At 60.2% G+C, this 12287-nt stretch carries 12 protein-coding genes and 1 riboswitch; of the genes, 2 read left to right on the top strand and 10 right to left on the bottom strand.

The genetic code is table 11. From position 1 onward, the window contains the following. Positions 1–89: 89 nt before the first annotated feature. From HNQ72_RS09435 to alr, 5 genes are all read right to left on the bottom strand, one after another. The gene (locus HNQ72_RS09435) at positions 90–830 is read right to left on the bottom strand and encodes an SDR family NAD(P)-dependent oxidoreductase (protein WP_183991917.1); all 741 of its coding nucleotides are present in this window, start codon (positions 828–830) and stop codon (positions 90–92) included. Between the two features lie 121 nt (positions 831–951). Further along, the gene (gene purF, locus HNQ72_RS09430; protein WP_183991915.1) at positions 952–2454 is read right to left on the bottom strand and encodes an amidophosphoribosyltransferase; all 1503 of its coding nucleotides are present in this window, start codon (positions 2452–2454) and stop codon (positions 952–954) included. A 137-nt stretch (positions 2455–2591) separates the two neighbouring features. Further along, on the bottom strand, positions 2592–3179 hold the full coding sequence (locus HNQ72_RS09425; RefSeq protein WP_183991913.1) for a CvpA family protein: 588 nt from the start codon (positions 3177–3179) through the stop codon (positions 2592–2594). Between the two features lie 114 nt (positions 3180–3293). Further along, positions 3294–4709 (bottom strand): DNA repair protein RadA, encoded by a 1416-nt coding sequence (gene radA / locus HNQ72_RS09420; protein ID WP_183991911.1) that lies wholly within the window; start codon positions 4707–4709, stop codon positions 3294–3296. Between the two features lie 104 nt (positions 4710–4813). Then, positions 4814–5986 carry an alanine racemase gene (gene alr, locus HNQ72_RS09415; protein WP_183827353.1) on the bottom strand — a complete coding sequence of 391 codons (1173 nt, stop codon included), beginning with the start codon at positions 5984–5986 and terminating at the stop codon, positions 4814–4816. A 234-nt stretch (positions 5987–6220) separates the two neighbouring features. Here alr and HNQ72_RS09410 point away from each other — a divergent pair, with 234 nt between their 5' ends. Both HNQ72_RS09410 and HNQ72_RS09405 read left to right on the top strand, forming a co-directional pair. Beyond that, positions 6221–6733 carry a ClbS/DfsB family four-helix bundle protein gene (locus HNQ72_RS09410; protein WP_183991909.1) on the top strand — a complete coding sequence of 171 codons (513 nt, stop codon included), beginning with the start codon at positions 6221–6223 and terminating at the stop codon, positions 6731–6733. Between the two features lie 98 nt (positions 6734–6831). Then, positions 6832–7026, top strand: a riboswitch (cobalamin riboswitch). A gap of 34 nt (positions 7027–7060) precedes the next feature. Beyond that, the gene (locus HNQ72_RS09405; RefSeq protein WP_183991907.1) at positions 7061–7738 is read left to right on the top strand and encodes an energy-coupling factor ABC transporter permease; all 678 of its coding nucleotides are present in this window, start codon (positions 7061–7063) and stop codon (positions 7736–7738) included. A 52-nt stretch (positions 7739–7790) separates the two neighbouring features. On the opposite strand, the gene HNQ72_RS09400 is transcribed toward HNQ72_RS09405, so the two are convergent. The 5 genes from HNQ72_RS09400 to rpsF form a co-directional block, all read right to left on the bottom strand. After that, positions 7791–9293, bottom strand: a complete 1503-nt coding sequence (locus HNQ72_RS09400) for a replicative DNA helicase (RefSeq protein WP_148145412.1) — start codon at positions 9291–9293, stop codon at positions 7791–7793. Positions 9294–9601: 308 nt separating this feature from the next. Further along, entirely contained in the window at positions 9602–10177 is a 576-nt protein-coding gene (gene rplI, locus HNQ72_RS09395) for a 50S ribosomal protein L9 (RefSeq protein ID WP_183991905.1), read from the bottom strand. A 21-nt stretch (positions 10178–10198) separates the two neighbouring features. Beyond that, a complete protein-coding gene (locus HNQ72_RS09390) occupies positions 10199–11176 on the bottom strand; it encodes a YybS family protein (protein ID WP_183991903.1) in 978 nt (325 codons plus the stop codon). A 214-nt stretch (positions 11177–11390) separates the two neighbouring features. Next, positions 11391–11639, bottom strand: coding sequence for a 30S ribosomal protein S18 (gene rpsR / locus HNQ72_RS09385; RefSeq protein WP_112457119.1), 249 nt, complete (start codon positions 11637–11639; stop codon positions 11391–11393). A gap of 24 nt (positions 11640–11663) precedes the next feature. Continuing rightward, on the bottom strand, positions 11664–12128 hold the full coding sequence (gene rpsF, locus HNQ72_RS09380; protein ID WP_183991901.1) for a 30S ribosomal protein S6: 465 nt from the start codon (positions 12126–12128) through the stop codon (positions 11664–11666). Between the last annotated feature and the right edge of the window lie 159 nt (positions 12129–12287).

The following is a 12287-nucleotide window of genomic DNA, read 5'->3' as shown; positions in this document are numbered from 1 at the left end:
CCGGCATGGTGTGATGTTTCAGGTCTGCGTCATCAAGTTAGGGGAGCCGCAGCCAAAGTCATGCCGGATCTTATCGCGCCGTGCTTTCTTCACTCCGGCAGCCGGTAATCGACGAACCGGTTCTCGCGCACGACGAACAGGCGACCGCTGTCGGTCGTTTCGGGCGAAGCGAGCGGCAGGATTTTTGCGGCGACCTCTGAAGGATGCGGCAGGGTTTCCGGGTCTTCGCCAGGCATGGCCTGGGCGCGCATGGCAGTGCGGGTGGCGCCCGGGTTGACCATGTTGATCTTCAGCGGCGTATGCGCCATTTCTTCGGCCCAGATCCGGCCCATGGTCTCGACCGCCGCCTTCGACATCGCATAAGCGCCCCAGAACGCGCGGGGATTGGTCGCGACACCCGAAGAAAGCAGGATCGCGCGGCCAGCGTCGGACTTGACGAGCAGTGGCTCCAGCGACCGGACCAGCCGCCACATAGAGGTGACATTGGTGGTCATGACGCGATCGAAGGTCTTCGCCTCGACATGGGCTACCGGTGCGATGACACCGAGAATGCCGGCATTGGCAACGAGAATGTCGAGCTTGCCCCAGCGCTCATAGATCGATGCCCCCAGCCTGTCGATCGCTTCCATGTCGGAAAGATCGAAGGGGACGAGCGTCGCCGAGCCGCCGGCAGCCTTGATCACGTCATCCAACTCCTCCAGCCCGCCGACCGTGCGAGCGCAGGCAATCACATGCGCGCCCGCCTTTGCCAGTTCGATTGCCGTGAAATAGCCGATACCGCGCGATGCGCCGGTTACAAGCGCAATCCTGCCCTTGAGGTCAATCGTCATGTCCCGCTCCCTGTCCCTTGTCATTGCGGCAAAAAAGAAGGCCGCGTTTCCGCAGCCTTCTAAAGCGTTTATCCGATATTGGAAACGGGTGCGGCAGCTTGCCTCACCCGTTCCTTAAGGCTCAGCCGTTGCTTGCAAGCAGCGAGACCTTGCGGCCCACAGCTTCACCGTCCTTGTCGAGAAGACGGGTCGGGTAGTCGCCGGTGAAATAGTGGTCGGTGAACTGCGGACGTGCGTCATTGCGATCCTCGCCGCCGACGGCCTGGTAGAGGCCGTTGATCGACAGGAATTCAAGGCTGTCACAACCGATGTATTTGCACATCGCTTCCAGGCTTTCATACTGGTTGGCGAGCAGCTTTTCCCGATCCGGCGTATCGATGCCGTAGAAGTCGGGATAATAGATCATCGGGCTGGCAACGCGCAGGTGCACTTCCTTGGCGCCGGCATCGCGGATCATCTGCACAATCTTCAGCGACGTGGTGCCGCGAACGACCGAATCGTCGACCAGCACGACGCGCTTGCCTTCGATCATCGCCCGGTTGGCCGAATGCTTCAGCTTCACGCCGAAAGCGCGGATCTGCTGCGTCGGCTCAATGAAGGTACGGCCGACATAATGGTTGCGGATGATGCCGTATTCGAACGGAATGCCGCTCTGTTGAGCATAACCGAGCGCCGCCGGCGTGCCGCCATCGGGAACCGGCACGACGACATCGGCATCGACCGGAGCTTCTTTGGCGAGATTGATGCCCATGTTCTTGCGCGCGACATAAACCGAGCGGCCGCCGACGACCGAATCCGGACGGGCGAAATAGACATATTCGAACAGGCAGAGGCGTTCCGGCTGGCCGTTGCCGGCCTTGCGGGCGTCGATCGAGATCGAGCCATCCGGCTGGATTTCGCAGATGATGACTTCGCCGTTCTCGACGTCACGGACGAATTTTGCGCCGATAATGTCGAGTGCGCAGCTTTCCGACGCGAAGATCGGCTTGCCGTCGAGTTCGCCCATGACCAGCGGGCGGATGCCGGTGGGATCGCGGGCGGCGATCAGCTTGGTGCGGGTAATCGCCACCATCGAATAACCGCCTTCCATCTGGCGGATAGCATCGATAAAGCGGTCGGCCGTCGATGTATAGCGGGAGCGGGCGATGAGGTGGAGGACGACTTCGGTATCGGAGGTCGACTGACAGATGGCGCCACCGGCGATCAGCTGACGGCGAAGCGTCAGGCCGTTGGTGAAGTTGCCGTTATGGGCAATCGCGATACCGCCGACTTCCAGTTCGGCAAACAGCGGCTGCACGTTGCGGAGCGCCACTTCGCCGGTCGTCGAATAACGGACGTGGCCGATGGAGATGTTGCCCGGCAGCTTCGCCAGCGTCGCCGGGTCCGTATAATGGTCGCCGACGAGGCCCATGCGGCGTTCCGAATGGAAGCGCAGGCCGTCGAAGGAAACGATACCGGCGGCTTCCTGGCCACGATGCTGAAGGGCATGCAGACCAAGTGCCGTCAGCGTTGCCGCATCCGGATGGCCGAGAATGCCGAACACGCCGCATTCTTCATGCAGCGTATCGTCTTCCCATTCGTTGGAATGGTTGATGTCGAAGGATTGTGAAGCCGACTGGTCCATCGTGAGCCTGTGCCCTTGATCTTAAAATGGAAAGGCCGGCCGGGGAATTTCGTCCCCGGTGCCAGCCCGCTCTCTACCTGAATTCAAGTCATACCACAAATGGTGACGAATTGCGCTGCATCAAGCGCAACACAGCGTCAATTATTTGTTTGAGGTGCGTCGCCTACCGGCGGCAGTTCCTGGCCGGGCTGAACATCGGCCGGCGCTTCTTCCTTGCCGGTGATGCGGGCACGGATCTGCGGTTCGATATCCTCGGGCAATACGGCTTCCAGACGGCCGACAAGCGTATCGAGGAAAGGCTTCGACTTGGCGTCCACCACCCAGGTCGGCTGCGCCTTGACCGGCACCAGCCAGTTCCAGAAGGCGGTGGCGATGACGAGCAGCAGGATGCCGCGGGCAGCCCCGAAGAGGAAACCGAGCGTGCGGTCCAGCGCGCCGATGCGGCTGTCTATGATGAAATCGGCAATCCGCGACGTGATGAAGGAGATCACGATCAGTGCGATGAGAAAGATCACGCCGGCAGACGCGGCAATCGCGATGCGGTGATCGGACGTGTATTTTTCCGCGTAAGGCACGGCCAGCGGATAAAGATAATAGGCGGCGGCAACCGAGCCGGCCCAACTGGCGATCGACAGCACTTCGCGGGAAAAGCCGCGGACCATGGCAAGCACCGCAGAAAACAGGGTGACGCCGATGACAACACCGTCGAAGATCGTAATGGGCATGTAAACTCTACTCCAGAACCTGCCGTTCCACACCTGCCGGGGGAGCCGGCATTTTCGCCCGGCATTCCAGCATTGGGCGCAGTGTCTTACATCAGCCAACTCATTAACGGAAGATCAATCATCTTCTCCGGCATTTTCATGGCCTTTCCCCAGTTTCTTGGCGGATCCGGCAATGCGGGCGACAAGATCGGGAAGGTCCTCGATCATCGTCCAGCGCGCGCTGCCATTCTTCGGCAGTTCCGCCGAAGTGGCCGGCAACATCGCGCCGGCAAAACCGAGCTTTTCCGCTTCTTTCAGGCGCTGTGATGTCTGAGATACGGGGCGAACGGCGCCTGAAAGGCTGATTTCGCCGAAGAAAACACAATCGGCAGGCAGGGCCGTGCCGGCGAGCGAGGAGACGAGTGCAGAAGCAATGGCCATGTCGGCTGCCGGTTCCGAAATGCGATAGCCGCCGGCAACGTTGAGGTACACATCGTGTTGACCGAGCCTGACCCCGCAATGAGCTTCGAGCACGGCAAGGATCATTGCGAGACGCGAACTATCCCAGCCGACCACAGCGCGGCGCGGCGTGCCAAGTGAAGTGGCCGCCACCAGCGCCTGCACCTCGACCAGAACCGGTCGCGTGCCTTCCATGCCGGCGAAGACGGCTGCCCCCGGAGATTTGGCATTGCGCTCGCCGAGAAACAGTTCGGACGGGTTGGAGACATCGCGCAATCCGTTATCGGACATTTCGAACACGCCGATTTCGTCGGTCGGTCCGAAGCGGTTCTTCACTGTGCGCAGGATGCGGTAGTGATGGCCGCGATCGCCCTCGAAATAAAGCACGGCATCGACCATGTGTTCGACGACGCGCGGTCCGGCGATCTGGCCTTCCTTCGTCACATGCCCGACGAGAACCATGGCCGCTCCCGTCTGCTTGGCAAAGCGGATCATCGCCTGCACACCGGTGCGCACCTGGGTAACGGTGCCGGGAGCGCTGTCGGCCGTATCACTCCAGAGTGTCTGGATGGAATCGATGATGACGAGATCGGGGCGCTTGCCTTCGGAAATCGTGGCAAGGATGTCTTCCACATTGGTTTCCGCGGCAAGCAGCACATCCGAATCCGCCGCGCCGAGGCGCTGTGCACGCAGGCGCACCTGCGCAACCGCTTCTTCGCCCGATACATAGATGATCCGGTGGCCGCGGCGCGAAAGGGCGGCGGCTGCCTGCATCAAAAGCGTCGACTTGCCGATGCCCGGATCGCCGCCGATCAGCACCGCCGAACCGCGCACGAAGCCGCCACCGGTGGCGCGGTCGAGTTCGGAAATGCCGGTGAAGATGCGCGGAGCCTGTTCGGTCTCGCCCGACAGAGTGGTCAGCGCCACTGCGCGGCCCTTTTTCGGCGCCTTGCCGGGGCCGCCGCCGATGCCGCCCATCGGGTCTTCCTCGACGATCGTGTTCCACTCGCCGCAGCCATCGCACTTGCCGGCCCAGCGGCTGTGGACCGTGCCGCAGTTCTGGCACACGAATTGGGTTTTGGTTTTTGCCATAGATTTGATCGCCGCCTTGAATACCTTGGATACCCGCAAGAACAAAAGCGGAACCAATGGCCTTTTAAGCGAAACTGGCAGGTGATGACAAGACGGCGGTGATATCAATCGTCCGGATAAATGTAGCGCCGTTCATAACGCAGCCCGAGCGCAGTCAGAAGTTCGTAACCGATCGTGCCGCCGGCGCGTGCGGTGTCGTCGAGCGCAATGTTGGGGCCGAACAGTTCGATATAGTCACCGGTGCGGATTTCGTTTTCGGGAACGTCGGTCACGTCGAAGATCGTCAGATCCATCGTGACCCGGCCGATCACGGGCACGCGCCTGTTGGCGATGAAGCCGAAAGCGCCGGGTGCGCCGCCAGCCCGAAGCGGTACGCCGGAACCGGACAGCGAACGCAGGTAGCCGTCGGCATAACCGGCCGACACAACGGCAAGCCTGCTGTTGCGCGACAGCTGATGGGTGGCGCCGTAGCTGACGGTCGAACCGGACGGCGCATCACGGATCTGGATGATGCGTGCCTCCGCCTTGGCCACGGGTTTAAGCGCCTTCATGCCGTTGACCGCCTCGCCGCCATAGGCGGCAATGCCGGGACGGGTAAGGTCGAAGTGATATTCCGGGCCGAGAAAGATGCCTGCGGAAGCAGACAGACTTGTCGGAACGCCTTCGAAAGCCGCAGCAACCCGTTGGAAAGACTCAAGCTGTGATCGGTTGAGCGGCGAGGCCGGCGAATCGCCGCTGTGAAGATGCGACATGACGAGAACGGGTGAGAAACTTGCTGGCCGCGAGACATCCTCGGCAAAGGCGATCGCTTCTTCCGCTGGAAGGCCGAGCCGGTTGAAGCCGGTATCGATATGCAGCGCACAGGGATGGTCGCCATGTTCGGCGGTGACCGACATCCAGAAGGCCAACTGTTCCTCGGAGATGATCACCGGGACCAGATCGTTTTCGTAAAACATCCGTTCCTGGCCCGGCCATATGCCGGAAAGCACGTAGATGCGGGCATCCGGCGCGTAGGTGCGCAAGGTTACGCCTTCCTGCACCGCGGCGACGAAGAAATCCCGTGCGCCGGCTTCATAGAGCGCGGTACCGCAGTCCTCAAGCCCGAGACCATAGGCATCCGCCTTGACGACTGCGGCGGTTGAAGCCTTTCCACAGCGGCGCGCCATTTCCTTCCAGTTGTCGACAAGTGCGCCGAGATCGACCGTCAATCTCACGGGCGCGATATCGAAATCATCCGGATAGGTTTCGTCGCTGTCAAAATCGGTCTGTTCTGTCATGGCGGTCTCAATTGAATATGCTTTTGAAAGGCGGAGTGGCCGATCCTAACCTTTTTGCCGGCTGGAAAAAGGCCGCGGGTGAAGAATAAGGTTCTCCGTACAGGCTTTTGACACCACAATAATAGTGCAGCAATCCTAGGATCGGTGTCCGGCTGCGACAGCCGGACGGCTTCATATCCCGTGCGCAGAGGCGTAGCTTAGATGCTGTATCTGAACCGCATACGAAGGCGCTCCATGGCTGTACCCGGTTCCAGGCAGGAACTTCTTGCGGCGGTCTCCACGACCTTCAACAGGCTTTGGGACGATCTTGCCCGCGTTCAGAAGGCCCGGGCGAGGGAGGCATCTATGCAAGGCCACATGGCAGGCTCGATGATGAGCCCGGCCGATCTCGTCGCATACCTCATCGGCTGGAACGAACTGGTGCTGAAATGGCTCGATCGGGATGACCGGGGGGAGGCGGTCGATTTTCCGGAGACGGGGTTCAAGTGGAACGAACTGGGGCCGCTTGCCCAAAAATTCTATGCAGACCATGACGCACTGGACTGGCCCGAGCGGTTGGAACGACTGAGGACGGTGAAAGAGCAACTGGTCTCGACAATCAGCAACCGGTCAGATGACGAGCTTTACGGCAAGGGCTGGTACGGCAAGTGGACCAAGGGGCGCATGATCCAGTTCAACACCGCGTCGCCCTATGCCAATGCAAGGGCGCGCATTCGCAAATGGCTGAAGGCCCAGGAGTGCGCGTAGCAACGCCGATGACCCAGTCTTGCTGCATGCGACCCTATGACAGCGGTAGATTGGTGCGATTTCGGCTGCGGTTGTTTGCTGCCTCTGCGGGAAATTGCTACCCCATTCCCGCACATGGTGCGGCCGACATCCGTTGACCGCATGGGAACAAGGGCAGCATCTGTTGAACCCGACCGCCCCCGCGACTGTGAGCGGCGAGCTTTGCGAAACACCACTGTGGCCTCGCGCCATGGGAAGGTTCGACAAGGCATCGACCCGTGAGTCAGGAGACCGACCGTGTGCATCTTATCAATCAACGACCGTCGGGTGTGACGGACAGGAGCACACATGCATATCGAACCGGGCCTCGTAGACGGGGCCAAAATCATTCTGAGCTACGCCACTGCAGCAGGGGCGGGGCTTTTTACCTTGAAGCTGGCAAAGGATACGATTCGGCAACAGGGTCTCGCATCATTGGCCGCGCGTACGGCCATCACCGCTGCAGCAGTCTTTTCCTTCTTCGAACTTCTGCCGCATTATGCGGTCGGCGTGTCCGAGGTGCATTTCATTCTCGGATCGACATTGTTCCTGCTGTTCGGCGCAGCACCGGCGGCGATCGGGCTGGCACTTGGTCTGGCGATACAGGGACTGTTCTTTGCGCCGGCCGACCTGCCGCAATACGGAATGAACGTCACAACATTGCTTGTACCGCTGTTTGCGGTGAAAGCCTTGGCTGATCGTATCATCGCGCCGGGAACCGCATACGTCGATCTCACCTATCTGCAGGCGCTCAAACTATCCACCGCCTATCAGGCCGGTGTCGTCGCATGGGTCGCGTTCTGGGCCTTTTATGGTGCCGGTTTCGCAAGCGAAAATCTCATGGCGATCGGCACGTTCGGCATTGCCTATATGTCGGTCGTGCTGATCGAGCCGCTGGCTGATTTGGCCGTGCTTGCCATCGCCAAGACCCTGAATGCTCTGAACGGTTCAGGCTTCGTTACACGACGGCTCTACAACGCGGCCTGAGCCAGCCCGCGACTTGCAGCCTCGCCGGTGTAATGCCGGCGAGGCCGTTCGATCACGGCTCTTCGTATTGGGTGAAGCTCGGTTCGGCGAGGTCCGCAAAGCGGGTGAATTCGGACTGGAAGGCGAGCTTGACAGTACCGGTCGGTCCGTGACGCTGCTTGGCGATGATGACGTCGGCCGTGCCCTTCACGCGTTCCATCTGCGCTTCCCATTCCGGGTATTTCGGATCGGCAAGATCCCGCGGCTCCATGTTCTTTACATAATATTCCTCACGGAACACGAAGAGCACGACGTCGGCGTCCTGCTCGATCGAGCCGGATTCACGAAGGTCGGAGAGCTGCGGGCGTTTGTCTTCACGGCTTTCGACGCCGCGCGACAGCTGCGACAGCGCGATGATCGGCACGTTGAGTTCCTTGCCGAGCGCCTTCAGACCTGTGGTGATCTGGGTGATTTCCTGCACGCGGTTTTCGCCCGACTTGCCCGAACCGGTCATCAGCTGGATATAGTCCACCACCAGGCAATCGAGGCCGCGCTGACGCTTCAGGCGGCGGGCACGGGCGGAAAGCTGGGCGATCGAGATACCACCGGTCTGGTCGATAAACAGCGGCACCTTCTGCATCATTTGGCTACAGGCCACCAGCTTCTCGAAATCGGCCTCGGTAATGTCACCACGGCGGATTTTTGACGACGACACTTCCGTCTGCTCGGAGATGATACGGGTGGCCAGCTGTTCTGACGACATTTCGAGCGAGTAGAAGCCGACGACGCCGCCATTCTTGGCCTTGAATGAGCCATCGGGGGCGATTTCCTGCTCGTAAGCCGCGGCGATGTTGTAGGCAATATTGGTAGCAAGCGAGGTCTTGCCCATGCCGGGGCGCCCTGCAAGCACGATCAAGTCGGAACGCTGCAAGCCGCCCATCTTGCCGTCGAGCGACATGATGCCGGTGGAAATACCGGAAAGCTGACCGTCGCGCTCGAATGCCTGGCCCGCCATGTCGATGGCGATCGCCACGGCATCATTGAACGACTGGAAGCCGCCGTCGTAACGGCCTGTTTCCGCCAGTTCGAACAGGCGGCGTTCGGTATCCTCGATCTGGCTTTGCGGCGGCATGTCGAGCGGCGCATCATAGGCGATGTTGACGACATCCTCGCCAATGGTGATCAGCGCCCGGCGAAGCGCCAGGTCGTAGATCGCCCGACCGTAGTCTTCCGCATTGATGATCGACACCGCATCGGCGGCAAGGCGTGCGAGATACTGCGCGACAGTCAGATCACCCACCTTGTCATCGGCCGGAAGAAAGGTCTTCAGCGTGATCGGGTTGGCGGTCTTGCCCATGCGGATAATGTCGCCGGCAACCTCGTAGATCTTGCGATGCAGCGGTTCGTAGAGATGCGGCGGCTTCAGGAAGTCCGAGACGCGGTAATAGGCATCGTTGTTGACCAGAATCGCGCCAAGCAGCGCCTGCTCCGCCTCGATATTGTTCGGCGCTTCGCGATAATGCGGCGCTGCATCCTTGTTGCTGAGCGACCCCATGTTGCGCGGAACTTCGTTCATGATCTTCTACCCGTCCTGTCCGTTCAAGGTCTCGGTTCTAGTGATAACTGGACCGCCCCGAAACCGTGCATTTTGCCTTCGGATGTTACCCACAGATATCCACAGCGAGCGTTATTTACGCGAAACAAAAAACACAATGAAACGACGAATCCGGTTGACTGTGCCTCATTCGGGCCGACGTCGCAGGAGTGGCGCGAACAGTCCGCGACTCACCGGAGCAAGCACTATCCTACCCGGAAAAAGAGACAAAAAAACGCCCGGCCTTTGAGAGGCCGGGCGCCATCGCAGACGGATCTGCGAAATGTCTATTATTCGTCGTCGCCGTCGCGGTCAGCTTCCGGATCGAAGAAGTCTTCCGGACGCAGTGCGTCTTCGTCAACGCCGTAGATGGCGTCAGCGGAGGTGAGGCTTTCGCCCTGGGCCTGACGCTCAGCTTCTTCAGCCGAACGTGCAACGTTGACCGAGATCTGGATCTCGACTTCCGAATGCAGGTGCAGGGTGACTTCGTGCAGGCCGATAGCCTTGATCGGGTGGTTCAGGTCGACCTGGTTGCGGCCGACGTTGAAGCCTTCTGCAGCCAGTGCGTCCATGACGTCGCGAGCAGCAACAGAACCGTAGAGCTGACCGGTTTCGCCAGCCGAACGAACGATGACGAAGGTCTTGCCGCCCAGAGCGTCGGCAACCGTCTGGGCTTCGCCCTTGCGCTCGAGGTTACGGGCTTCGAGCGTTGCGCGCTCGTTTTCGAAGCGCTTCTTGTTGGCTTCGTTGGAGCGAAGTGCCTTGCCCTGCGGCAGCAGGAAGTTACGAGCGTAACCGTCGCGAACCTTTACGGTTTCGCCCATCTGGCCGAGCTTCGGTACGCGTTCAAGCAGGATGACTTGCATGTTAGAGTTCCTTTCTAGTTCTCAATTGTCTGGATTGGTTGTGTTCTGATCCGTGCCGCCCTTTGCCGGCGTCAGCGCAATGGTCCGGCGGGTGTCCGTGAGACCGAAAGCGAGGATCGCGAAGGCAGGAATGACGAGCATGGAGGAGAGGTATGCGAGCACGAGGACCGGCAGGCGCCAGTCCTTGCCCTGACTGCGGAAATGGATGGCGGCGAAACCCGACATCAGGAAACCTGCGCCGAAGGTACCGCAGATTGTGGCGCCGACCATTGCAGGTACGCCGCCCAAGAAGGTCATGACGATGCCGGCGAGAAAAATGTAGATCGCATGGCGGTTCATGCGCAGTGCCGACGGCATGTCTTCACGCGGGCGAAGCGCGCGGCCCGAGCGCGAGACGATGCGTACGGCGAAATAGAAGGCTGCAAACAGCAGGATCACCCATATGCCGCCCTGAACCATCGGCAACGTGAGCAGCATCGTGCCCTTCAGGTGCCCGATATCGGCAACGGTGAGTGACAGGCCAGGTTCCTGGGTCTGCAGTGCGGAGCCGAGCACGTCGACGATCTGCCCGACAAGTTCCGGTCCGTAACCGATGGCGACGCCAAGCGCGATGACGGCGATCGTCACCAGACCGCAAAGATGCAGCAGGATATCTGAGATCGGATACCAGGCGAGCAGGTTGTCAGGCCCGCCGAGTTCGGAAGCCGGGCGCGCCAGATTGGCGAGATGCGACAGCCAGCCGGCCGGGATCAGCGTGAAGATCGCCATGGTGACGGCAAAGATCGGCGAGATGAGAACTGCGCCGAGAATCCCCGACGTAACGATGCCGGTAATTGCTGCGCGGTTGCCCCAGCCAAGGCCGGCGATGAAGATCGGAAGAGCAGAGGCGGCATAAAGAACGGCTGCAAAAGACGATTGCGTGCCGGCACCCATCACGAGGAGGGTGGCAACGACGCCGGCCAGAATGCCGGTGGGCAGCACTGTCTGTGTCTTGTTCATTATTCTCTCGCTGTCCTGCCAGATCAAGCAGTTAGGGGACGGGCCTGAATCATTTTGACAGGCACTTCATCCCCAACATGGGGTTTGCAGTTCGTTTCCGATCCGCGCCCAACGCGGAAGGGAGAATGAGCAACTGACCTACTGATTAAAAGTCAGTTGCTCTTTGTCGAGCCACTTAGAGCATCTGCCTTCTAAGCAGTTGCTCTATGCAGAATTACGATACGACGTACGGCAGCAGGCCGAGGAAACGGGCGCGCTTGATGGCCTGGGCCAGTTCGCGCTGCTTCTTCTGGGAAACTGCGGTGATACGCGAAGGAACGATCTTGCCGCGCTCGGAAATGTAGCGCTGCAGGAGACGAACGTCCTTGTAGTCGATCTTCGGTGCGTTTGCGCCCGAGAAGGGGCAGGTCTTGCGACGACGATGGAAAGGACGGCGTGCCGGGGACGAGGATACGTCAGCCATTGTGTTTTCTCCTTAGACCCAGAATTAGGATTCGCGCGGAGCGGACGGGCGCGGTGCGCGCTCGAAGCCGCCTTCACGCGGAGGACGATCGCCGAATTCGCGGCGCGGGCCACGGTCGCCGAAGTCACGGCGCGGGCCACGATCGTCACGCGGACGGTCGTCACGGTCGCGCTTCTGCATCATTGCAGACGGACCGTCTTCGTGCTTCTCGACAGCAAGCGTCATGTAGCGAAGAACGTCTTCGTTGATGCGCATCTGACGTTCCATTTCGTGCACGGCAGCAGCCGGAGCATCGATGTCCATCAGAGCGTAGTGAGCCTTGCGGTTCTTCTTCATGCGGTACGTCAGGGACTTGAGGCCCCAGTTTTCGACGCGCCCGACCTTGCCGCCGTTAGCTTCGATGACACCCTTGTACTGTTCGACGAGGGCATCAACCTGCTGAGCGGACATATCCTGCCGGGCAAGGAATACGTGTTCGTAAAGAGCCATGTAAGCTTTGCCTTTTCTTGCGGTTGTTTTGCACCCGGTTTCGGCGGCTAAGCCTCAACGACTGCTCCTGATGACCAAAAGGCCGGCAAGAAAAGTTGTTGTTTCGAGACGGTCGAGAGCGGAGACACGGGAGGCCGGAACGCTTTCGTCCCTGAGGTT

Source organism: Aliirhizobium wenxiniae (genome assembly GCF_014201355.1).
GTDB lineage: Bacteria > Pseudomonadota > Alphaproteobacteria > Rhizobiales > Rhizobiaceae > Neorhizobium > Neorhizobium wenxiniae.
This window is presented reverse-complemented; position numbering and strand designations above follow the sequence as displayed.